Source organism: Streptomyces venezuelae (assembly GCF_008642295.1).
Taxonomy (GTDB): Bacteria; Actinomycetota; Actinomycetes; order Streptomycetales; family Streptomycetaceae; genus Streptomyces; species Streptomyces venezuelae_C.
Map to the genome: position 1 here is coordinate 1,200,615 of NZ_CP029190.1, position 22,741 is coordinate 1,223,355.

Annotated in this window: 19 protein-coding genes; 10 read left to right on the forward strand and 9 right to left on the reverse strand. The window is 73.0% G+C overall.

Translation table 11 applies throughout. The annotated features are described in order from the left end of the window. Positions 1 to 133 precede the first annotated feature (133 nt). Positions 134 to 1,156, reverse strand: coding sequence for an NAD(P)/FAD-dependent oxidoreductase (locus DEJ50_RS05375; RefSeq protein WP_150206409.1), 1,023 nt, complete (start codon positions 1,154 to 1,156; stop codon positions 134 to 136). A 66-nt stretch (positions 1,157 to 1,222) separates the two neighbouring features. On the opposite strand from DEJ50_RS05375, the gene DEJ50_RS05380 reads away from it, so the two are divergent. Together DEJ50_RS05380 and DEJ50_RS05385 are read left to right on the forward strand one after the other, a co-directional pair. Then, a complete protein-coding gene (locus tag DEJ50_RS05380; RefSeq protein ID WP_150206411.1) occupies positions 1,223 to 1,855 on the forward strand; it encodes a helix-turn-helix transcriptional regulator in 633 nt (210 codons plus the stop codon). Next, positions 1,852 to 2,343 (forward strand): nucleotide triphosphate diphosphatase NUDT15, encoded by a 492-nt coding sequence (locus DEJ50_RS05385; protein ID WP_150206413.1) that lies wholly within the window; start codon positions 1,852 to 1,854, stop codon positions 2,341 to 2,343. Before DEJ50_RS05380 ends, DEJ50_RS05385 begins: the two co-directional genes overlap by 4 nt. 64 nt (positions 2,344 to 2,407) lie before the next feature. On the opposite strand, the gene DEJ50_RS05390 is transcribed toward DEJ50_RS05385, so the two are convergent. The 3 genes from DEJ50_RS05390 to DEJ50_RS05400 all read right to left on the reverse strand — a co-directional run bounded on the left by DEJ50_RS05390 (position 2,408) and on the right by DEJ50_RS05400 (position 5,607). After that, complete coding sequence (locus DEJ50_RS05390) at positions 2,408 to 3,079, reverse strand: GOLPH3/VPS74 family protein (RefSeq protein ID WP_150206415.1); 672 nt, start codon at positions 3,077 to 3,079, stop codon at positions 2,408 to 2,410. Positions 3,080 to 3,177: 98 nt separating this feature from the next. Further along, positions 3,178 to 4,530 (reverse strand): 6-phospho-beta-glucosidase, encoded by a 1,353-nt coding sequence (locus DEJ50_RS05395; protein ID WP_150206416.1) that lies wholly within the window; start codon positions 4,528 to 4,530, stop codon positions 3,178 to 3,180. A gap of 84 nt (positions 4,531 to 4,614) precedes the next feature. Next, entirely contained in the window at positions 4,615 to 5,607 is a 993-nt protein-coding gene (locus tag DEJ50_RS05400) for a helix-turn-helix domain-containing protein (protein ID WP_223837611.1), read from the reverse strand. Positions 5,608 to 5,825: 218 nt separating this feature from the next. On the opposite strand from DEJ50_RS05400, the gene DEJ50_RS05405 reads away from it, so the two are divergent. The 4 genes from DEJ50_RS05405 to DEJ50_RS05420 are packed head-to-tail and all read left to right on the forward strand — an operon-like array spanning position 5,826 to position 9,698. Beyond that, entirely contained in the window at positions 5,826 to 6,482 is a 657-nt protein-coding gene (locus DEJ50_RS05405; protein WP_150206418.1) for a helix-turn-helix domain-containing protein, read from the forward strand. A 43-nt stretch (positions 6,483 to 6,525) separates the two neighbouring features. After that, on the forward strand, positions 6,526 to 7,074 hold the full coding sequence (locus DEJ50_RS05410; protein WP_150206420.1) for a toxin-antitoxin system, toxin component: 549 nt from the start codon (positions 6,526 to 6,528) through the stop codon (positions 7,072 to 7,074). Positions 7,075 to 7,077: 3 nt separating this feature from the next. Beyond that, complete coding sequence (locus tag DEJ50_RS05415) at positions 7,078 to 8,262, forward strand: MAB_1171c family putative transporter (protein ID WP_150206422.1); 1,185 nt, start codon at positions 7,078 to 7,080, stop codon at positions 8,260 to 8,262. Then, positions 8,259 to 9,698, forward strand: a complete 1,440-nt coding sequence (locus tag DEJ50_RS05420) for an FAD-dependent monooxygenase (RefSeq protein ID WP_150206423.1) — start codon at positions 8,259 to 8,261, stop codon at positions 9,696 to 9,698. Before DEJ50_RS05415 ends, DEJ50_RS05420 begins: the two co-directional genes overlap by 4 nt. Before the next feature lie 23 nt (positions 9,699 to 9,721). Here the strand turns inward: DEJ50_RS05420 and DEJ50_RS05425 are convergent, their stop codons facing one another. After that, on the reverse strand, positions 9,722 to 10,486 hold the full coding sequence (locus DEJ50_RS05425) for a DUF4239 domain-containing protein (protein WP_150206425.1): 765 nt from the start codon (positions 10,484 to 10,486) through the stop codon (positions 9,722 to 9,724). Positions 10,487 to 10,511: 25 nt separating this feature from the next. Further along, a complete protein-coding gene (locus DEJ50_RS05430; RefSeq protein ID WP_150206427.1) occupies positions 10,512 to 11,192 on the reverse strand; it encodes a hypothetical protein in 681 nt (226 codons plus the stop codon). Between the two features lie 214 nt (positions 11,193 to 11,406). Here DEJ50_RS05430 and DEJ50_RS05435 point away from each other — a divergent pair, with 214 nt between their 5' ends. The 4 genes from DEJ50_RS05435 (at position 11,407) to DEJ50_RS05450 (ending at position 18,535) form a co-directional block, all read left to right on the forward strand. Next, complete coding sequence (locus tag DEJ50_RS05435; RefSeq protein ID WP_223837612.1) at positions 11,407 to 12,657, forward strand: sensor histidine kinase; 1,251 nt, start codon at positions 11,407 to 11,409, stop codon at positions 12,655 to 12,657. Then, the gene (locus DEJ50_RS05440; RefSeq protein WP_190344299.1) at positions 12,645 to 13,304 is read left to right on the forward strand and encodes a response regulator; all 660 of its coding nucleotides are present in this window, start codon (positions 12,645 to 12,647) and stop codon (positions 13,302 to 13,304) included. The genes DEJ50_RS05435 and DEJ50_RS05440 overlap by 13 nt, the downstream gene beginning before the upstream one ends. A gap of 96 nt (positions 13,305 to 13,400) precedes the next feature. After that, positions 13,401 to 13,898, forward strand: a complete 498-nt coding sequence (locus tag DEJ50_RS05445) for a hypothetical protein (protein WP_150206430.1) — start codon at positions 13,401 to 13,403, stop codon at positions 13,896 to 13,898. Between the two features lie 95 nt (positions 13,899 to 13,993). Continuing rightward, complete coding sequence (locus DEJ50_RS05450) at positions 13,994 to 18,535, forward strand: aKG-HExxH-type peptide beta-hydroxylase (protein WP_150206432.1); 4,542 nt, start codon at positions 13,994 to 13,996, stop codon at positions 18,533 to 18,535. Here the strand turns inward: DEJ50_RS05450 and DEJ50_RS05455 are convergent. The 3 genes from DEJ50_RS05455 to metG all read right to left on the reverse strand — a co-directional run bounded on the left by DEJ50_RS05455 (position 18,532) and on the right by metG (position 22,453). Further along, positions 18,532 to 19,266 carry an antibiotic biosynthesis monooxygenase gene (locus DEJ50_RS05455; protein WP_150206433.1) on the reverse strand — a complete coding sequence of 245 codons (735 nt, stop codon included), beginning with the start codon at positions 19,264 to 19,266 and terminating at the stop codon, positions 18,532 to 18,534. The two genes, DEJ50_RS05450 and DEJ50_RS05455, sit on opposite strands and share 4 nt — an antisense overlap. Before the next feature lie 91 nt (positions 19,267 to 19,357). Beyond that, positions 19,358 to 20,566 (reverse strand): glycosyltransferase 87 family protein, encoded by a 1,209-nt coding sequence (locus tag DEJ50_RS05460; RefSeq protein ID WP_150206435.1) that lies wholly within the window; start codon positions 20,564 to 20,566, stop codon positions 19,358 to 19,360. A 168-nt stretch (positions 20,567 to 20,734) separates the two neighbouring features. Continuing rightward, a complete protein-coding gene (gene metG, locus DEJ50_RS05465) occupies positions 20,735 to 22,453 on the reverse strand; it encodes a methionine--tRNA ligase (RefSeq protein ID WP_150206436.1) in 1,719 nt (572 codons plus the stop codon). Positions 22,454 to 22,741: the final 288 nt, after the last annotated feature.

The window sequence follows — 22,741 nt, forward strand, 5'->3', positions numbered from 1 at the left end:
GCGCCCCCCGGTGGCTGTGATGACGATCTGATCGTCGGAGATCCTGCACGGCCCCGCCCTGACCGAAACCCGCACACCCGACCGAGCGCAGAGAGGGCACCGGGTGCAGAGAGGGCACCGGGTGCACCGCCCGCTACGGCGTCGCCGGCGTCGCCCGGTGCGCCCCGGTCGCGCGGCGGATCTCCACGGCGATCAGGTCCGCGTTGATGGCTGCCGCCGCGCGGACCCCCTGCGCCGCCGCTCCCACCACCTTCTCGAACGGAGCGGTCACATTGCCGGCCGCCCAGACCCCCGGCAGGGCGGTGGCTCCGGTGTTCGGGTCGGCGTCCACGACCGTGCCGACGGTCTGGCCTTCCCGCACGACCTCCGTCAGCGGGAGGCCGAGGGCGGTGAGGACCGCGGCGCGGGCGGCGAAGCCCGGGGCGACCACCAGGGCCTCGCAGGCCACCACCGTGCCATCGGCCAGCTCCACCCCGGCCAGGCGGTCGTCCGGCGTCAGCCGGAGACCGGTGGCCGCGCCGTCCGCAACAGCGATACCGCGGGCGGCCAGTTCCCCGTACTGCTCCGGGGTGAGTGGCCGGCCGTTCCGGAGCAGGGTGATCCGGTCGCTCCACTGGCGCCACAGCTGTGCCTGGTGGACGGCCGTGGGGCCGGTGGCCAGGACCGCCAGGGGCCGGTCCCGGACCTCCCAGCCGTGGCAGTACGGGCAGTGCAGTACGTCCCGGCCCCAGCGCCCGGCCAGGCCCGGCAGCTCGGGCAGTACGTCCACCAGGCCGGTGGCGACCAGCAGCCGGGCGGCGCGGACCGAGCTGCCGTCGTCACAGCGGACCAGGAAGCCGCCGTCCGGCAGCCGGTCCGCCGCGATCGCCGCGGCCTCGGCAAAGCGCACCCCGTACGCCGTCGCCTCGGCCCGGGCCCGGGCGAGCAGCTCGGCGGGGTTCGCCCCGTCGAAGCCCGGATAGCCGTGCATGTGCCGGGCGGGGGCGTTCCGCGGGCTGCCGGAGTCGAGCACCAGCACCGAGCGCCGGGCCCGGGCCAGGGTCAGCGCCCCGCCGAGACCGGCCGCCCCGGCTCCGACCACCAGCACCTCGACCTCGGCCCCCGCCTCAGCCCCTGCTGCCCCCGTTGCCTCATCTGCTCGGTCTGCATTCGTCATACCGGCGAGCCTGCGGCCGAGCCCGCCTCCTTGACAAATGCTGTTGCCGAAGCAGCAAATAGGATCATGAGCAACGACGAGGAATCCGAGCTCGCGGAGGTACTCACCGCGGTCGGCCCCCGGCTGCGCGAGCTGCGCCGGACGCGCGGCACCACACTGGCCCAGCTCAGCGAGGCCACCGGAATCTCGCTCTCCACGCTCTCCCGGCTGGAGTCAGGACAGCGCAAGCCCACTCTGGAGCTGCTGCTCCCGCTCGCCAAGGCCCACCGGGTGGCCCTGGACGAACTGGTCGGGGCGCCCGAGACCGGGGACCCGCGTGTCCGCGCCAAGCCCTTCGTCCGGGACGGCCGCACCCATGTGCCGCTGACCCGCAGCGTCGGCGGGCTGCGCGCCTTCAAGACGATCATGCCGCCGGCGCCGGAGCCGGCCCCCGGCTCGGCCGGGGTGCCGCTGCCCGAACCCCGGGTCCACGAGGGCTACGAATGGCTGTACGTGCTCTCCGGGCGGCTCCGGCTGCTGCTGGGCGAGCACGATCTGGTGCTGACGGCCGGCGAGGCGGCCGAGTTCGACACCCGCACCCCGCACGCGTTCTTCAACGCGGGACCCCAGCCGGTGGAGTTCCTCAGCCTGTTCGGGCCGCAGGGCGAGCGGATGCACCTGCGGGCCCGGCCCACCCCCGCCACGGAAGGACCACGATGACCACCGCACCCCAGCACCCGGAGCACGAACGCCCGGAGCGGGCCGTCCCGCAGCCCAATGCCGTCGTCGGCGTGGGCCTGATCGTGATCGGCAGCGACGGGCGGATCCTGCTCGGGCAGGCCCACGACGGCCGGTGGGAGCTGCCGGGCGGCAAGGTGGACCCCGGGGAGTCCTTCGAGCAGGCCGCGGTCCGCGAGCTCGCCGAGGAGACGGACCTGCGGGCCGACCCGGCATCGGTCCGGGTGCTCGCCGTCCAGCTCGACGCCGACCCGGGCACCACCCGGCTGACCGCGGCGGCCGTCACCGAGCGGGCCGAGGGCACCCCGGCCGTCACCGAGCCGCACAAGATCGCCGGCTGGGAGTGGTTCGCCCCGGACCGGATCCCGGCCGCGCTGTACGCCCCCTCGGCGGCCGTCCTGCGCCACTGGCGCCCGGACCTCACGGCCCTGCCGGACGTCCCCTCGTACGACTACCCGACGGCAACCTAGGCAGCAGGATTCCCAGCTGAATCGGTGAATTCCCGACCCGGCGGACGCCTGGGAAGCGAGGACGCTATGCCACCGCGGCGGCCATGGTCGCCGCGGTGACCGCGATCACCGCCGCCTGCATGTCCCGGATCGCCAACCGGACGCTCTCCCCCGCCCATTCACCGGCCGTGATCTCCGCCATCCGCTGCGCGACCTCCTTGCGCGGCTGCTCCGGGAAGGCCAGCCGGTGCAGCTTGGCCGAATGCAGCAGGGCCAGCAGGCCGGCCGTACGCTCGTCCGGATCGGCCTTGCCCAGTACGGTCGCGGTCAGGCGCTCGCGCAGCTCGCGCTCGGTGGAGCCGTCCGCCTCGGGGTAGCGGCGCACCGGGAACAGTCCCAGCACCTTGTGCCGCTCCTCGGTCACCAGGCCGCGCTCGCTCAGCCGCTGCACGGCCGCCCCGACGGCCTTGGTGTGGTCCTTGGTCAGCCAGTCGGTGACCCGGCGCTTACTGCGGCCCTTCATCCAGGCCTCCAGCTGCGCCAGCCGGCCGTCGAGCAGCGGCTCGCCGGTCGGGGTGGAGTCGAGCACCCCGAGGTAGGCGCCGGTCACCGACACCCGCTCCGCCATGACCAGTTCGAGCAGGATGCCGCCCGCGACCGCCCAGCCGGCCGCCTGCCGCGATTTCGCCCAGCCGGACTCGTCGTCCAGCGAGAGCAGCATGATTTCCTCGCCCAGCGTGACACCCGTACCGGCCATGCCCGATCCCCCGATCAGTTCATTTCTCTGCTGTGGTTCTGTTACCCACCGGTTCAGACGAATGGCGTATCCGCCTCGGTTCCCGGAACCCCGACTCCTCAGCGCAGGTAGGCCAGTTCCGGATGGTCCGCCGTGTACCCGTCCACCAGCCGCCGTGCCACCGCCACCGAATCCACCAGCGGGTGCAGCGCGAAGGCCTTGACCGCGGTGGCCCGGGAGCCGCTGCGGGCCGCCGACAGCACCTCCCGCTCCACCGCCTTGACCGCCGTGACCAGCCCCACCGCGTGGTACGGCAGCGGATCGACGGCCACCGGATGCGCCCCGTTCGCGTCCACCAGGCAGGGCACCTCGATCACGGCAGCGCCGTCCAGGACGGACAGCGTGGAGCGGTTGCGGACGTTGAGGATCAGCGTGGTCCGCTCGTCCCGGGCGATGGCCCGCATCAGCGCCAGGGCCACCTGCTCGTAGCCGCCGGACTCCAGGTCGTCCTGCTCACGCTCCCCGGCGCCCGCCGCCTCGCGGTTCTCCGCCATGTACGTGGCCTCGCGCTCCGCACGGGTCCGGTCCCAGGCGGCCAGCGCCGCCCCGGCGGCCTGCCCGGGCCGGTCCGCCTCGGCGTAGAAGGCGCGCTGCTGGTCGCGGAGGAAGGCGCCGCGGGTCTGCTTCGCCTCCCGGTAGGCGCGGACCGCCTCGCGGTTGAAGTAGTAGTAGTGGAGGTATTCGTTGGGGATGGCGCCGATGGATTTCAGCCATTCCGCGCCGAACAGCCGCCCCTCCTCGAAGGACTCCAGGGCTGCGTCGTCGGCCAGCAGCCGGGGCAGCTCGTCCCGGCCGCCGAGGTGCAGCCCGCGCACCCAGCCCAGGTGATTGAGGCCCACGTAGTCGATCCAGGCCTCCGAGGGGCGTACGGCGCCCAGCACCCGGGCGATCCGGCGGCCGAGTCCCACGGGTGAATCGCAGATTCCGATGACCCGGTCGCCGAGCTCCTCCTGCATGGCCTCGGTGACCAGGCCGGCCGGGTTGGTGAAGTTGATGACCCAGGCGTCCGGGGCCGTCCGGGCGATCCGGCGGGCCAGTTCGCGGGCCACCGGCACGGTCCGCAGGCCGTACGCGATCCCGCCCGCGCCCACCGTCTCCTGGCCCAGCACCCCCTCGGCCAGGGCCACCCGCTCGTCGGTGGCGCGGCCCTCCAGGCCGCCGACGCGGATGGCGGAGAAGACGAAGTCGGCACGGCGCAGGGCCTCGTCGAGGTCATTGGTGGCGGTCACGGCCGGGGCATCGGCCACGCCCTCGGCCTGGTCGGCCAGCACCCGGGCGATGGCGGTGAGCCGGGCGGGGTCCGCGTCGTACAGGGTGACCGCCGTGACGCGGCCCGGAGCCCGGTCGCCGAGCAGTGCCCCGTACACGAGCGGGACCCGGAATCCGCCTCCGCCGAGGATCGTCAGCCGCACTCCCCCACCACCCTCTCCCAGCCGGTCAGCGTCCGGGGCCGGCCGCCCCGCGCCGGGGCGGCAGCACCAGTGTCACCGACCCGGTCACTCTCCCAGCGGCGGCACGGCGCGCAGCCGGGCGGCCGATTGACGCGGGAGTCCGGCGCCGCCCCGGTCCGCGGGCAGTCCCTGCGGGGCGGAGAGGACCAGGGTGATCCGGGTGAGGCCCATGGCGTCGAGCATCCGGCCGTGTTCGGACACCATCCGGCAGCGCACCAGGCCCCAGCGCGGGTCCGGGTGGCGGACGGCGAGCACCGCGCCGTCGCGTTCGGCGGCCTCGGCCCCGTACGTGCTGAGCCAGTGCGGCACCCCGTACCGGTAGGCGGCCTCCATGAACGGGTCCCGGGCCACCTCCTGGCGGATGCTCCGCAGCCCCTGGTCCTCCGGGTCCGCGGCGAGCGCGGTGGCGAACTGGGCCAGCAGCGGCACGCACCAGGCGGGCTCGTGGTCCTCCAGTACCGCTGCCGCATCCGGATGGAACAGCACGAACCTCAGGAAGTTGTCGTCGGGCAGTGCGGTGGGGTGCGGCCGGACCGTCTGGAAGAGCTGGTCGAAGGCGGAGTTGGTGAGCGCCACGTCCCAGCGGTGGTCCACCAGGAAGCTGGGGTACGGGACGGCCTCCATCAGGGCGGCGTAGTCCCGGAGGTAGTCGCGCTGCGCCGGGTCCTCGGGCAGCCGGCTTCCCTGTGCGGCCCGCCAGGTGGGCGGCGGGTCGCGGTCGACCATCACCCGGAACAGCCAGAAGCACTGGCGTTCGCTCATCTCCAGGGCCTCGGCCAGGGCGAGCAGTTTGCGGTCGGTCCACTCCTTGACGAGTCCGCGCTCCCAGTTGCCGTACGCACGCACACTGATGCGCAGGCGGGCGGCGAGGTCCTCCTGGCTCAGGCCCAGTTCCTCGCGGCGCTGGCGCAAAATCTCCTTGCGGCGTTCCAGCCGCACTGCGCCACGTACGGGCTCATCGCCCGCCGGGCACTCCTCACCGGTCCGGGCGGCACGGGAGAGGCCGTCGGACGGGCCCACCGCTGCGAGATGTGGCACCGAGAGCTCCCCCTTCTCACGGTCTGGATCTTCGTTTCCCTGTGGCGATCCTGCTACCCACATCATTCGAGTGTCAACTATTGTGGCAATTCAAGCCCCTTGACAGCGTATTCCCGCCACAGCTGTGGCAAGTTCTAGCCCTCCGACGGCTGAACGGCTAGCCTCCAGGGGCCAACCACGTGTCCGAACCGACCTCGCGTGATCTAGGAGAACCACTGGTGACAGACGGCTTCCCGGCTCCCGTCGCGGTGGCCACCGTGCCCCTGGCAGCCACCGTCGCGCGCGTCGCCGAACTCGCGGACAAGCTCGGACGCAACCATGCCGAGGTCTTCGACCTGCACCGGCTCTCGGATGCCTCCGGCGTCCCGGCCGACGTGGTGAAGGCCCTGCTGGAAGGCCGCCCGGCCGGCGAACCGGACCTGCAGGCCCGCTTCCTGCAACGACTGGACCTGCTCCGCCGCACCCGGGTCAAGCCCAACGGGCGCCGGTACACCCAGCAGGAGATCGCAGACGGCGCGGCCATGTCGCGGCAGCAGGCCGGCGCCCTGATCAACGGCGACCGCCGCCCCACCATGGAACACTGTGACGCGATCCAGCGTTTCTTCGGGGTGCACGCCGGGTTCCTCACCGCCCACGACGCCGACGCCCTCACCGACGCGCTGCTCCGCACCGAGCAACAACTCCTCCAGGACCTCACCGCACCGGCCGAGGCCGCATCGGCCGCCGCCGATCCGCTGGCCCGGCTGCTACAGAACCACGGCGTACGCGGCATCGCCTGGCGGGCCGCCCAGTTGCCCAGCGACAAACACCGGGACAAAGTCACCGAATGGCTGGACATGCTGCTGGAAAGCGTCAAACCGAACGACCTTGAATGACGACCTTGAGTCCTGATCCGGATCCGCGCCGACGGGGAGAACGGTGAGCATAGGCAGAGAGCAGCGGCGGCTGTGCGGAGAGCTGGTGGCCGGCATCCGACTCGCCGCCCCCGTGGAACCCGTGGACCTCTACGCCGCCCTCTGCGAGGGCATGAGCAGGCACCGCGGTCGCCGGGTGGAGTTCCGGATGGCTTCGTTCCCGCCGGGGACCGCGAGCGGTCTCTGGCTCGACATGGCGGACCGGGACCTGGTGATCATCGAGGAGCGCACCGCTCCGGACCACCAGCTGGTGATCCTCGGCCACGAACTGTGGCACATGAAGGCGGGCCACTGCAGCCACCACGTCGACGGCGCCGCCGTCGCCGCCCGGCTGCTGTCCGAGGAGGCGGACCTCAGCGAGACCGTCCGGCGGGTTGCCGCCCGGACGCGCGCCGACGTGCGCGAGGAGACCGAGGCGGAAACCTTCGGGCTGCTGCTGGGCAGCAAGTGCCGGCCCTGGCTGTCGGCCACGCTGAGCCCCGCGGCGACCGAACGGGACCAGCTGGCCGGACGGATCGAGGCGTCCCTGGGCTACCGAGGGCCACGAGGCTGACCTTTGAAAGGCCTGGACTTCTACATTCCGGCCAGCGTGCTGGTCGTCGCGTTCGCCTGCAAGCTCCCGGGCCTGACCCGGCACTGGCGCGATCCGCTGGTGCGGGCCGTCAGCGTGCTGCTCCTGGTGGCCAGCTCGGTGTTCTTCTTCGCCGCACCGCCCACCATCGCCGCCGTCAACCGGCTGACCGGCATCCCCAACTTCTCGGCGCCACTGGTCTACTGCATACTCACCGCCTTCAGCGCCTCCTGCCTGCTGCTGCTCATCAACTGGCGCGGCGGGCCCGCCGACCGCACCCGCCGGCTCTCCCGCTGGTGCACGGCCCTGTACAGCTCGGTGATCGTGGCGCAGATCGTCCTGTTCACACTGGGCGAGGCGCCGGTGGAGCGGCTGCGCGACTTCGACACGTACTACGTGCACACCCCGTTCATCCGCGAGATGGTGCTGGTCTACCTGGTGGCGCACACCGGCGCCGCCGTCGTGATGACCGTGCTGTGCCGGCGCTGGTCGCTGCACGTCCGGGGCTCGCTGCGGTCCGGGCTGATCCTCATGGTGTGCGGGTTCGTCCTGAACCTGGTCTTCGACGCGGCCAAGTTCGCCGCCGTCGGCGCCCGCCTGACCGGCCGTGACTGGGACATGCTCAGCACCACCGTCGCCCCGCCCGTCGCCTCGTTCTCCGCCCTGCTCATCGGCACCGGCTTCGTGCTGCCGCTGCTGGTACAGCGGCTGTCGGCCAGCTGGCAGACCTGGGCGACGTACCGCCGGCTGGGTCCGCTCTGGCGCGAGCTGCGGCCGGTGGTCCCGCACGGCTCCCGCTCCGTACGCATCTCCTGGTGGTCCCCGGCGGACCTCCGGGTCACCCAGCGGGTGGCCGACATCCACGACGGGATCCTGCACCTCGACCCGTACTTCGACCACGCCCTGCGCGACCGCACCCGGGCGGCGGTCCTCGCAGCCGGGGCGGGCAGCCTGCAGGCCGACGCCACCGCCGACGCGGCGATGGTGGCCGCCGCCGTCCGGGCCCGGGCCGCGGACCCGGAGGAGAAGGTCATAGGCTCGGCGGACGCCTACACGTCGGCAGCCGCCGAGGGGCCGCGCGATCTGGTGAGCATCTCGCTCGCCCTCCGCTCCCCCGTCGTAGAACAGACCCGCCGGCATGCGGCCAGTACCGAAAGCAGCCATCCATGAGTGAGAGCCCCCGCCCCGAGCAGCCCCTGCCGAGACGGGCCGTCGTCATCGGCGGCGGGCTGGCCGGCCTGCTCGCCGCGGCGGCCCTCGCCCCGTACGCCGACCAGATCACCGTGGTCGAACGCGATGTGCTGCCGACGGCCGCCGAGCCGCGCGCCTTCCTGCCGCAGGGCCACCACGCGCACCTGCTGTGGTCCGGCGGGGCGGCGGCCATCGAGGACCTGGTCCCCGGGTTCACCGACCGGATGCTGGCGGCGGGGGCCCGCCGCATCCCGCTGACCGCGGGCATGGTGGCCCTCTCCCCGGGCGGCTGGTACCGGCGCTGGCGGCCCACCCACCACCTGATGGCGGGCACCCGGGAGCTGCTCGACCAGGTGGTCCGCGAACGGGTGCGGGCCCTGGGGAAGGTACGGATCGTGGAGCGGACCAGGGTGCTGGGCCTGACCGGCGATGCCGGACGGGTCACCGGCATCCGGGTGCAGCCGCACGGGGCGGCGGCAGAGACCCTGCCGGCCGAACTGGTGGTGGACGCGGCTGGCCGCGGCACCCGCACCCCGCAGTGGCTGGGGGAGCTCGGCCTGCCCGAAATCCGCGAGGAACTGGTGGACTCCGGTCTGGTTTATGCCAGCCGCATGTACCGGGCCCCGGCCGGGACCGAGGACTTCCCGGTCGTCAACATCCAGCCGGTGGCCCGCGATCCGCGGCCCGGCAAGACCGCCGTCATCATGCCGGTCGAGGGCGGCCGGTGGCTGGTCACCCTGGCCGGCACCCGGGGCGGCGAACCGACCGGCGACAGCGAGGCCTTCGCCGCCTTCGCGCGCACGGCACGGCACCCGGTGGTGGCCGAACTCCTGGAGTACGCCGAACCGCTCTCGGAGGTCAGCACCTTCGGCAACACCGCCAACCGGCGCCGCTACTACGAGAAGTCCCGGGCCTGGCCCGAGGGGTACGTGGTGGTCGGCGACGCCGTGGCCTCCTTCAACCCCGTCTACGGCCACGGCATGTCGGTGGCCGCCCAGGGCGCCCGCGCCCTGGGCCGGGAGCTCGCCCGGGGCGGACTGCGGGCCCCGGGCCTGGCCCGCCGCACCCAGCGGGCGGTGGCCCGGCCCGTGTCGGTGGCCTGGGACCTCGCCACGGGGCAGGACATCTTCTACCCGGAGGCCGTCGGGAAGCGGCCGGGCGCGGCGGATCGGCTATTGGCCCGCTATGTCGACCGGCTGGTGCGCACCGCCACCGCGGACTTCGCGGTGGCGACCGCGCTCACCGAGGTGATGACCCTGTCGGCCCCGATCACCGCCCTGGTCCGGCCGGACATCCTGCTGCGGGCGCTGCGCGGGCCGCGCCTCGCCCAGCTGACCGGACCGCCGCTGACGGAACGGGAACTCCACTTCACCCGGCCGACGGACGCGGGGGTGGCGGAGACCGCCGGGGCCTAGTCTGTACCGGCGGCCCGGCCGGCTCAGAGGTCCAGGGCCGGGAACAGGTCCTGGAACGGGGCCGCGGAATCGAGCCCGTCCCGGCCGTAGGGGGCGTCGAAGCTCCACACCAGGAAGAGCAGGAACACGATCAGCGCGGTGAACAGGCCGGCGAGCAGCAGCTCCCGGCCGGACCGGCGGATCTGCAGGGCGAAGATCAGACCGATGGTGACCACTCCCCCGGTGAGCAGCCCGAACCAGACCACCCCCGGGAGGGTGGCCTCCGAGCTCTGGGTGCGGGTGTGCCGGGCGTCGTCGGCGGCGGCGATGTGGTCGAGCAGCGGCTGGTAGGCCTGGGCCTGGAGTTCGGTGGCGGGGCTCTGGTGGGTGACGTCGGTGCGCAGGGCGGCGAGCAGGGTGCCCCCCTTGTCCGTGGTGGCCTCGCCGGAGGTCAGCAGCGGCCAGTCCACGGCGACGGTGTGGGCGACGTACGCATCGATCTCGCCGCGGATCCGGTCGCGGACGGCGGCCGGGTAGACGTCGGCGCGCTGGCTGACCTCGTAGAGGGCCTGGGCCTCCCGGCGCACGCTGTCCTCGGCGGCGCCGCGGGCCTCCCAGACTCCGGCGATGGCGAGGCCCAGCACGATCGCGTAGACCACGCCGACCATCATCGTCATGTACTCGATGACATCGGGGGTTTCGCTGGTGTCCTCGTCATCGGCCGCCCGGCGGTGCCGGATCGCGGTGATGGCGAGGACGAGGGCGCAGACGAGCGCCATGGCGATGGCCAGGACCAGCCATTCGGACACGAGGGGGCTCCCGTTCTTTCGGGGATCAGGCGCCGCGGCTCTTGGAGCGCGGGCGCAGGGCGACGGCCGCGAGCACGGCCGGGGTGGTGACGACCACCATGAGCATCACGGTGGACAGCCCGTCGGTACTGCGTGCCGGGAGGGCGGCGGAGCGGTAGGGGCGGGCCCGGAACCGCGCGGGCGCGGCGGCCTCCGCGGCGGTCGCCGGGCCGACCACCGGTGCCGCGGCCGGCTCCGACGGGCCGGGGGCCGGTACGGCGGGCACCGCGGCGGGCTCGGCTGACGCGGCGGCTGCGGGGACGGCCGCGGCGGGGCCGTGGGCGGCCGGAGCCGGCCGGCCGGCTGCCGGGCGGGGCGGCGCGCCCCGGCCGGCCGGGCCCGCCGCCGGGGCGCATCCGGCCGCGGGGTTCCGGGCCACGGGGCAGGCCCCACCGGGCGACCGGGCGGACTTCCGGGCGGGGGCCGGCCGGGCCGACGGCGGCGTCGGCGGCTCCGGCGGCAGGGGCTGCGAAGCAGGCGGGGCGGGCGGGGCGGGCGGGGCCGACGGTGCGGCCGGGGCCGGTACGGCCGGGGCCGGCGGGGCGAGCTGGACCGCGGGCACGCACACATCCACCCGAACGGCTCCCCCGCCCACCTCCACAAACCCGTGCAGCGGGCACAGCACCGCCACCAAGCCCACCCCCGCGAACAACTGCCAAGCGGTCACCGCGCGTCCGCCCCTCTTCCGTCTTCCGTGCTCCGGAACTCGCCGACAAGGCCCTTCCGGCTGAAGAAACGATCACCAAGCGACTACGACACGCCACCGCCGACCGGACTCGGCCGTCTGACATAAGCTCGGGGAATCACCCACACCACCCCGGAGGCCTCCGCGCATGCCCGAACCCCGTACGCCCGAACCCCCAGGCGCACTCGGATCGGCGATGCGAAACGGCCCGCGCCGGTTCCTGTTCTCCTGGTGGCCGTGGCGGTGCTGGGGCTACCACCTCTCGGGCGCGGTGCTCGGATATGCGGTACTGGCCGTCCTGGCCGTGCTGACCGGAGCCGGGGTGCTGCTGGCGCTGCTCGGCATCGGGCTGGTGCTGCTGACCCTGGCAGCGGTGTCCGGAGTGCCCCTCGGGGCCCTGGAACGGCGGCGGCTGCGGCTTGTGGAACCGGTGCCGGTACCGGCCCCGCACGGCATCCTGGCCGGGGCGGGTCCGCTGTCCTGGCTGCGGACCCGGCTGCGGGAGCGGTCCACCTGGCGGGAACTGGGGTACGCCCTGCTGCTGGCGCTGGCGTTCGGCCCGGCCGGATTCGGGGTGACCGTCCTGCTGGCCTTCTCGTGCATCCTGTTCGCCACGCCGGTGATCGTGTGGGCCATCGCGCCCGACACCGTGATGCTGATACCCGGCCGGGCGGTCTCGGGACCCCTGGAGGGGCTGGGCGGGACCGCCGTCGGGCTGCTGGGGCTGGTGGTGGCGGCGTACGCGGCTGCGCTGCTGGCCCGGGCCCAGGTCCGTACCGCACGGCTGCTGCTGGGGCCGCGCGAGGAGGACGGCCGGGTGCTGGAGCTGACCCGGTCCCGGGTCCGGCTGGTGGACGCCTTCGAGGCCGAACGGCGGCGGATCGAGCGGGACCTGCACGACGGGGCCCAGCAGCAGCTGGTGGCGCTGAGCATGACACTCGGGCTGGCCGAGCGGGAGCTGCGCGGGGTGCCGGCGGCGGCCGGGGCCGCCGAGCTGGTGGCCCGGGGCCGCGGCGAGGCCCGGCAGGCCCTGGAGCAGCTGCGGAACCTCGTACGGGGCATCCATCCGCAGGTCCTGACCGATCACGGGCTGGCCGCCTCGGTCGCGGAGGTGGCGCTGCGCCATCCCGTCCCGGTGACGGTCGATCTGGACGTGCCGCGGCTGCCCGAGCCGGTCGAGGCGACGGCGTACTTCTCGGTCACCGAGGCACTCGCCAACTCGGCCAAGCACAGCGGTGCTTCGCGGGTCGAGGTGACCGGCCGGATGGCGAAGGGGCTGCTCGTCGTGGCCGTCACCGACGACGGCCGCGGCGGTGCCGACCCGTCCGCCGGGGCCGGTCTGGCCGGGCTCGCGGACCGGCTGGCCGTACTGAGAGGCAGACTGGTGGTGTCGAGCCCGGTGGGCGGGCCGACCGAACTGCGTGTGGAGGTACCGTGCTCCGGCTGATCCTGGCCGAGGATTCCGTGCTGCTGAGGGCCGGGCTGGCGGAGGTGCTCACCCGCAGCGGGCACCGGGTGATCGCGGCGGTCGGCGATGCGGCGGCCCTGCGCGAGGCGGTGGCCGCGGAGCGGCCCGACGTGGTGGTCACCGATGTCCGGATGCCGCCGGACTTCCGGGACGAGGGGCTGCGGGCCGCCCTCGAACTGCGCTCCACGGACGCATCGTTGCCGGTCCTGGTGCTGTCCCAGTACGTGGCGACGGCGTACGCGGCCCAGCTGTTCACCGGCGGTTCGGCAGCCGGGCTGGGCTATCTGCTCAAGGACCGGGTCGGCGAGGTCGACGAGTTCCTGGACGCACTGGAGCGGGTGGCGGGCGGCCAGACGGTGATCGACCCCGAGGTGGTACGGGTCCTGCTGAGCCACGGCCCGACGGCGGACCGCCCGCTGGCCCGGCTGACCCCGCGCGAGCGGGAGGTGCTGGCGCTGATGGCGGAGGGCTTCAACAACCAGGCGGTGGCGGCCCGGCTGTTCATCACGGAGGCGGCCGTGGTCAAGCACGCCGGGAGCATCTTCATGAAGCTGGACCTGGACCCGACGGAAGGCAACCGCCGGGTCCTGGCCGTACTTGCGCACCTGCGGGGCGCCCCGTCCTAGTGCTGTGACCGGAGTTCTCCACAGCCGATGCGTACGAGCCGCCCGCCGGGCTACCGTGACAGGGATCACTCGGGCTACGGGAGGGGAGCGTCAGGGATGCTGGAGCAGGAGTTGGCCACGGTGGCGGCGGTGGCCGCCGCGGGTGGAACGGCGGTGGTGCAGGCCGCCGGGACGAGTGCCTGGGAAGGGCTTCGGCACGGAGTCGCCCGCTGGTTCGGACGCGGCGATGCAGAACGCGAACAGGCCGCGCTGGACAACCTCGACCGTACGGCGAGTGCGCTGGAGACCGCCCGGGAGGCCGAGGGGGCCCAGGCGGAGCAGGTCCGCAGGGATCAGGCCGTGGTGTGGCAGACGCGTATCGAGGCAAGGCTGGAGGACCTGCGCGGAAGCGAACAGACCGTTGCCCACGAGGAGCTGGCGGCGCTGCTGACCGGCCGCGCCCCGCAAGGCGGCCCGACGGCAGGTCCGGGCGGACTGGCCGTCAGCGGCGGCCTGGGCGGCATCCACGCCCACGACAGCGCGACCGCCGCCGGCGTCATCAACGGGGGTGTCCACATCACCCGCCCTCCGCAGCCGGATCCGTCCCAGGGCTGAACGGACCGGCCAACCCCAGCCCACCCGCCGCCGATCCGGGCGGCGCCGGCGTACCCGTGGTGCAGTCGAGCGGGAGCGGCGTCTCCGTCGGTTCCATGGGCGACCGAGCCCACATCGTCATCAACGGCTTGCCCCTCCCGGTGAGCGCCCCTCCCGACCCGGTCGGCACCGGCCCCGGCCAGGCACGGGTGTGGCCACCGCCCGCCGAGTCGACCGTTCCCCTGGCCCTCCCGCAACGGAGGGTCTCGGAAGGCCGCCTGCGGGGACGCGACGGACTGGTGACCGAGCTGACCGTCGCGGCGGCCCGCCGCGGCAGCGGGGACCCGCAGGTGCCAGGTGTCTGGCTGCTGTCCGGAATGGGCGGGTGCGGCAAGACCACCGTCGCCCTGGAGACGGCCCACCAGCTGGCGGACGCCTCAACGCGCGTGTGGTGGGTTTCGGGATCGGACGGCGGAGAGCTGTTCTCGGCGCTGCGGGCGGTGGCGTTCGCGGCCGGTGCCCGGCCGGCGGACTTCGCCCGGGCCCATCCGGCGGATGTGCTGTGGAATCGCCTGAACGCCCTCACCACCCCGTGGTTGCTGGTCCTGGACAATGTCGACGACCCTGCCGTCCTGGCAATCGGCCCCACCCCGACGCCCCGGCGCACCGGATGGCTGCGCGAGCCGGACCGTCCCCCGGGGACGGTGCTGATCACCAGCCGTGAGTCGCGCGGCGAGCGTTGGGGGGACTGGGTCCACATGGTGGGCGTCGGCCTGCTGTCGAACGAGGACGGCGCGCGGGTGCTCGTCGACTGGGCCCCGCAAGCGGGAACCACACCGGAGAGCACCGCTCAAGAGGCCGAGGAGCTGGCCGAGCACCTCGGGGGACTTCCGCTCGCACTCGACCTCGCCGGCTCCTACCTGGCCCGGGCGCTGGCGAGCACCTGGCCGTCGCCTGAGGTGCCGGACACCTTCGTCGGCTATCGCCACAGCTTCGACGCACGCCTGGCCGACATGGCCTCCGACCCGGACATCGACCTCGACCCCCGCGAGCGGACCCGCCGGGCGCTCGTGAGCACCTGGGAACTCTCCCTGGACCACCTGCACGGGCAACAGATCGACCTGGCACGGCCGCTACTGCGGCTGCTGTGCGCTTTCGGACCCGCCCCACTGCCGTACCTGGCACTCCTCGACTCCGGAGTCCTCTCCCGGAGCGAGCTCTTCGAAGACCCGGACCGCACCCGGCTCCACAAGGCACTGGACGGCCTGGCCGGATTGCGGCTGGTCACGGTCGAAGTGACACGACTCGACGCCGGTACGCGGGGCGGCGACACACAGAGACGGGTCACCATTCACCCCATGGTCCGGGCTGCCGGCCGTGCCCACCCCGATTTCACCGCGCAGGCTCCGCAGTTGCTCGGTCTCGTCACAGAACTCCTGCTCCGGGTCACCGGCCCCCTCCAGTCGGCCAACCCGGCGGACTGGCCGATGTGGCGTGCGATCGCACCGCATTGTGACGCCGCCCACCGTCTGTTGTCGGCCTGCGAACACCGGCTCGACGGGGACATGGATCCGGACCTGGTCACCGCGGCCACCGAGCCCTCCGTCGGCGCGGCCGAATACCACAACTACGTGGGGATGTACGGCGAGGCGATCTCCGCGCTCGGTCTCGTCTGCGCCACCAGGACGCGGCTGCTCGGCGGCGGGCATCCCGCCACGATCGCCGCGCGGCTCCAGTTGGCCTGGGCGCTGCGCGGGAGCGGGGATCTCACCGGGGCGGACCAGTTGTACGAGGAGGTGGCGCGGGCCGCCGCAGACGCACTGCCGGCCGGTCATCCGTACCTGCAATCGGTGCGGACCGGCCGGGCGCGCACGCTCCGGGAGCTGGGACAGTACGAGCAGGCCGAACAGGAGCTGAACGCGGCGCTCGCCATGCGCCGGCGGGACCCGCAGACCGCCCCGATCGGCATCCTGCGCATCCGGCACGACCTGGCGATGCTGGCGCACAAACGCGGTCGGTACGAAGAGGCCGTCGTCGAGCTCCGAGACATCGTCCGGCGGATCAGATCGCTGGCCATGGAGGGCGATCTGGACACGCCGACCGTGGAGGTCAGTCTCACACGCGCGTTACGTGATGCGGGGTATGCGGAGGAGGCGGCGGGAACGGTCGAGAGCGCGCTGGAGACGTACCTCCGGGTGCTCGCACCCGACCACCCCCATGTGCTGCTCGCCCGCCATGAACGCGCCCGCCTCCTCCGGGATCACGAGGAGGAACCCGAACTGCTGGAGCGGGCGAGGGAAGAGTTCGAGCACATCTGGCGGACCAGCGAGCGCCGGCTGGGATCCGACCATCCCGACGTCATAGCCGCCCGGCACGAACTCGCGACGGCCTGGCACCTGCTCGGCCGCCCCGATCTCGCCGCCGAGCACTTCCGCGAGGCACTGGAGGCGGGCAAGCGGCGGCTGGGCGAGGACCATCCCGATGTCGTCGTCGCCGCCCGCAACCTCGCCAATCTGCTCGGCTCCCCACCGCCCTACGAAGGAAGCACGATGAACGACGAACGGGGCGGCCCGGAGCTGCCGCCGTACGCCGGGGACCTGACCGCGATCACGCTGGAGGATGCGCTCTCCCCCGAACGCGACAGCGCCGACGCCCACCCTGACACCGCCCGGATCCTGTCCCGGTTCGTCCGCCCCCGGCTGAGCCGCGGCGGAGCCAATCCGGCCGGCGCAGGCTTCTCCGGCGGGTGTGGTGGTGGAGGAGGGGGAGGGGAAGGATGGCGGTCCCGTGCGCAACACGGGCCGTTGTCCCCCACCTATCGTCCGTCCCGCGAACGTGGGGGCGAGCACGCGTCCGAAACCTCCTTCCCGAGCCATGCCGACCTCCGCATCCTGGCGACCGGCCAGGAGGACCAGATCATGGCCGAGCAACTGAGAGCCCGACAGCGCGGTGCGCGCCTGCTGGCCCTGGGTGAACTCCTGCGCCGCGCGGACCTGCCCGAGTACCGCCGATCGGACACGGCTCCGATGATCTCCCGGGTGCGGGACCTCCTCCTGGAAGCCGACGACCGCTCCCAGTCGTCCGTCACCGCCGTCCTGCTCCATCCGTCCGTCGGCCGCTGGCTGAGCCGGGCGCTCCGTGCCCTGTACCGGGATCCCGTCCCGGTCGGACCGTCCGCCCCGTCGGCCGCCGACCTGCTCCGTCTGCACGCTGTTGCAGCGGCGGTCGCGGTCCGGGCCGAGCTCGTGTTCACCCTCCCGCTCCCGGTCCGCGACGGATTCGTCTCGCTGCCCTCGCTGGGGGCCGCGGACCTGCGTTCGGCCGGGAACACCACGGCCCGCATCACCGCGGCGATGGGCGAGGCCCAGATCAGGTGTGGGGACACCACGGTCCGGCTGCCGGAGCGGGGCTCGGTCCCCAGTCCGGGGTGGATCCCCTTGCCGTATGTGCGCACTCCCGCCGAGGGGTTCCCCGCCTTCCGCCTCGTCCTGGACGACATCGATCCCTATCGCGAGACCGACGGTCCGACGGCGCCGTCCCGGCTGAGCCCCCCTGAGGTCGAACGCTGGCAGCAGCAGATCAGTGAAGCGGGAAAGCTGCTGGTCGAAACGGTGCCCCGGCAGACCTCCGCCGCGATGGCGACGGCCCTCACCACCCTGACTCCCCGGCCCGAGGCACCGGGCGATGTGATGACCTCGATCTCCGGCAGTGAGTCGTTCGGGGGCGCCATCCTCAGCAGTCCCCCGGACGCGGTGGAACTCGCCTCGACCCTGATCCACGAGTTCGGGCACATGAAGCTGAACGCCGTCCTGGACTCGGTCGACCTGTATGTGAAGGCGGCAGAGGAGCCGGAGGAGGAGGCAGCGGTGAAAGGGCCCTTGTACTACGCCCCTTGGCGTGACGATCCGCGCCCGCTGCCGGGATTCTTCCAGGGCGTCTTCGCGTTCTTCGGCGTGGTGGACTTCTGGCGGAGGCTCTCGCACCGTGCGGAATGGGAAACTCTCCGGCGCAGCCGGTTCCAGTGGTTGTACTGGCGTCAGCAGACCCTCGACGCGTACGCCGTCCTGTGTGCCTCTCCTCGCCTCACCGAGACCGGCAGGCAGTTCACGGCGATGATGCGCGAGTCCACCGACTCGTGGACCGACCACACCGCCGTGCCATACGAGTTGGCGGCACTCGCCTCGGATGCCGTGCTGACCCACCGGGTGCGCTGGCGCCTGCACCATCTGCGCCCGGAGGCCGGCGCCGTGGCCGAGCTCGCCGATGCCTGGGCGTCCGGCGCGCCGCGTCCCCCCGGCCGGCCGGCCGTCACCGTGCACCCGGACCCGGAGGTGCCCTCCCTCAACGAGCACACGGCCTTGCTGTGCCGGGCAGCCGCCGCCGGCCGGGTACCGCCGTGGCCCCTGCCCGCAGATCCGACGGCCCGGCTGCTCCTCACCCTCCGGGGGCCCGGCGCCGAAACCGGCGACACGGCTGTCGACACCGCGGCGGCCATACGGTCGCTGACCCACTGTCCGGAGATCGTCCGGGGCGTCCACGACCGGATTGCCACGCTGACCGGCTCGCCGCCGGCCCTCGCCGAGCTGGCCGCGTGGATCGACATCCCGGACGGCGCAGCGGGCTCCTCCGACCTGCCGTCGACGGACCTCGGACACTAGGGGGTGCTCTCCGGGCCCGGGGCCAGGCTCAGGGCGGGCAGGTAGCGGCGGAAGCCGTTGCCGGTCACCCCGGGGAAGTCGAGCACCTTTCGCCATTCGGGGGTGTCCGAGCCGATGCCCCGGCCGGGCGCGGCCAGCGCGTCGGCATGGGCCTGCTCGCTCTCCCACTCGGCGTAGTTGAGCATCCGCCGGTCGTCCGTACCGAGGTGGAAGGTGCCGGAGATACCGCCGGGCGCCGGGGCCGGTTCGGTGGCCAGGGCGTCGAGCACCAGGTCCACCCAGGCCTGCGGCGCACCGGGGTCGGTGCCGTCGAACTCGGCCTCCACGGCGACTACGCAGCCCGGGGCCTTCGTCCCGGCGCCCGGGCCCAGGCCCAGCGAGCGGTACGGCGTGTACGAGTGCAGCTCCACCCGTTCGATGCCGGGGACCGCCGCGTCGATCTCTGCGTTGCGGTCGTCCCTGAAGGTGCGGGAGAACTCCTCGTAGGCCGCCTCGTCCGTCCACTGCGAGTAGTGCAGGAGGGTGTCGCCGTCGGTGCCGATGTGCACCGTGTACGAGAGGAGTCCGACCGTCGGCCAGGGGCGGCTCTGCCAGGCCCGGGCGATGGCGTCGACCGCGGCCCGCTGCCGCTCGGGGGTGCCGACCCGCCAGGTACTGGCCTTCACGTGCCCCACTCCGGGGTGGGCGAGGTCGGGGCGGGCATCGGGCTGGATCGTGGCGGTGGCGCTCATGACGGTGTCGTTTCCTTCCGTTCCGGGGGTCCGGCGGGCCGGCCTGCCGGTGTGCCGGCGTGCCCGCGTTCGATGGATCGATCTTCCGACCTCAAGTGCCCTTGAGGTCAAGCACGGTCACGGGCTTCTGCCGGCCGGCGCCGGCCACGATCCGCGAGGGCATCGGCGCGGGTGCCGGCACGGGTGTGGTCGTACGCGCCCACAGCACCAGCAGCACCGGCAGCGCGAGGTATCCGAAGCGGCCCGCCGGAGCCAGCAGGAAGGCCAGGGTCAGGCCGAGGGCAAGCCGGTCCGCCGCGGCCACCAGGGTGCGCGGCGGACGCAGCACCAGGGAGAGGGCCACCGCGAGCCCACCGGCAATCAGCAGACCCACCGTCAGGTACCAGCCCCAGGGCGCGAGTTCGGTCAGCAGACGGCCCGGGAGCGGGCTGCTCGCCGGGGTGGGCACGGGCGCCCGGCCGGTGGGGAAGGCAACCACCTGCCGGACCAGCTCCGCCGGCTGCAACACGGCGGCGGGCAGCACCAGTACGGCCGTCCCGGCCACCGAAAGCACCGCGCAGCGCACCGCGGCCCGCCGCCCCCACAAGCAGGCCACGAGCACCACCGCCACGGGTACCGCCGGCCAGGCCGTCCACTTCAGCGAGCAGAGCGCGGCCAGCACCACTCCCGCGAGGGCCGGCCGCCCGGCCGCGGCGGCACCCAGCGCCAGACAGCACAGCCCGGCCAGCGGCAGGTCCACCCCGCTGACGGCGAGCGGCAGCGCGATCACCGGGGAGGCGACCAGCGCCGGGAACACCACCCCGCGGGCCCCCAGCAGCCGCCGCCCGCCCCACAGGCCGCCGAACAGCACCGCCGCACACCAGATCCGGGCGTCCCCCAGCAGGCGCAGCACCCAGCCCTGGTCCCCCAGCAGCGCCCTGGGCACCCCGAGCAGCGCCATCCCCGGCAGGTACGGGGTGTAGTCCCGGACCCCGGCGGGCTCGTTCACGTACGGGCTGCCGGTCTCCAGCAGCAGCCGGCCCGAGCGCTCGATGACCGCGACCTCGGACTGGCCCTGTCCCGTGAGCACCAGCCACAGCAGCGGGACCGCCACCGCTCCGGCCATGGCCAGGGCCAGGGCGGTACGCGGGCGGTGCAGGGCGCAGGCAGCCGCCGCGGCGAGGTACCCGGTGGCCGCGCACCAGCCCCACAGCCGGTGCGGCTCCAGGGTCGAGAGCAGCGGGAAGGACAGCGCCCAGCCGGCCATCAGCAGCCAGCCGGCCGCCCACCAGGAGGTACGGGAAATCGTCGTACGGGTCATAGGAACATTGCAGCCGCCGGGCCATGGCCCGGTCTGCACGCCCAAGTCGACATGTGGGAGTGGGGTTTCCCCTACTGCGGTGAACACTCGGCACATGCGACGAGGGGGCGCGATCCGGATGGATCGCGCCCCCTCGGAACGTCAAACAGGTCAAACGGGTCCGACAGGTCAGACGGCCTCGGCCGAACCGCCGAAGCGCTCGCGGTAGGCCTCCAGGTCCTCCTCGGTGATCCGCGCGAAGAGCACCGGCGGCACGGTGAACGGGGTCCCGGCCGGGACGGCGTCCAGGGACCGGGCCTGCTCCGGGGTGACCCAGGTGGCCGTGTCGTCGGCGAGCGCGAACGAGGAGCGCATGGCGCGCGCCGAGGCCGGGATGAAGGGCTCGGAGACCACCGAGTAGAGGTGGATCAGGTTCATCGCGGTGCGCAGGGTGAGCGCCGCGGCCTCGGTGTCGGTCTTGACCTCCAGCCAGGGGGCCTTCTCGTCGAGGTACGCGTTTCCGGCCGACCACAGGGCACGCAGCGCGGCGGCGGCCTTGCGGTACTGGAGGGACTCCATGTGTCCCTCGTACTCGGCGAGCAGCTCGGCGATCTGCTCGCCCAGCTTGGCCTCGGTCTCGCCGGCCGGCTTGCCCGCCGGGACCTCGTCGCCGAACTTCTTGCGGGAGAAGGTCAGTACGCGGTTGACGAAGTTGCCGAGGGTGCCGCCGAGGTCCTTGTTGACCGTGGCGGCGAAGTGCTCCCAGGTGAAGGAGGAGTCGTCGGACTCGGGCGCGTTGGCGATGAGGAAGTAGCGCCAGAAGTCGGCCGGCAGGATCTCCAGCGCCTGGTCGGTGAAGACGCCGCGCTTCTGCGAGGTGGAGAACTTGCCGCCGTAGTACGTCAGCCAGTTGAAGGCCTTGACGTAGTCGACCATCTTCCACGGCTCGCGCACGCCGAGCTCGGTGGCCGGGAACATCACCGTGTGGAACGGGACGTTGTCCTTGGCCATGAACTGCGTGTAGCGGACGTCGGCGGCCTCGTACCACCAGGACTTCCAGTCCCGGGTCTCCGGATCGGCGTCCGACCATTCCTTGGTGGCGCCGATGTACTCGACGGGCGCGTCGAACCAGACGTAGAAGACCTTGCCCTCGGCGGCCAGCTCCGGCCAGGTGTCGGCCGGGACGGGGACGCCCCAGTCCAGGTCACGGGTGATGGCGCGGTCGTGCAGGCCCTCGGTCAGCCACTTACGGGCGATGGAGGAGGCCAGCTGCGGCCACTCCTCCTCGTGCTCGGCGACCCAGGCCTCCACCTCGTGCTGCAGCTTGGACTGGAGCAGGAAGAGGTGCTTGGTCTCGCGGACCTCCAGCTCGGTGGAGCCGGAGATCGCCGAGCGCGGGTCGATCAGGTCGGTGGGGTCGAGCACCCGGGTGCAGTTCTCGCACTGGTCGCCGCGGGCCTTGTCGTAGCCGCAGTGCGGGCAGGTGCCCTCGACGTAGCGGTCCGGCAGGAAGCGGCCGTCGACCGGCGAGTAGACCTGCCGGATCGCGCGCTCCTCGATGAAGCCGTTCTGCTGCAGCTGCCGCGCGAAGTGCTGGGTGATCTCGCGGTTCTGCGCCGAGGAGCTGCGGCCGAAGTAGTCGAAGGACAGCTCGAAACCGTCGTAGACCGCCTTCTGCGCGTCGTGCGCCTGGCCGCAGAAGTCGGCGACCGAGAGGCCGGCCTCCTTGGCGGCGAGCTCGGCGGGGGTGCCGTGCTCGTCGGTGGCGCAGATGTAGAGGACGTCGTGGCCGCGCTGGCGGAGGTACCGGGCGTACACGTCCGCCGGAAGCATCGACCCGACCATGTTGCCCAGGTGCTTGATCCCGTTGATATAGGGAAGCGCGCTGGTGATCAGGTGTCGAGCCATCCTGGGATGCTCCATTTCATATGTGCGGCGTGTGACCGGTCGTGAAGGGCTCATCGTATCGAACCGGCGAAGCCCCCTCGTCCGCGCCCACCTGGTGGGACTGATCGGACCTGATCCCAGAGTGACCATCTCCGGACGGATTGTCACCAGGTTTTCTCTCCTGGCCCTATTGACCTCTGAACCCTGGAAGGCTGGAGGCAGAAGCCTCCCGTGCCCCGAAGGGGAAGGTGGAACGTTGAGCGATGGCGGACCGGAGGAATCCGGTGGGGCGGTGGGACTGCCCAGCCG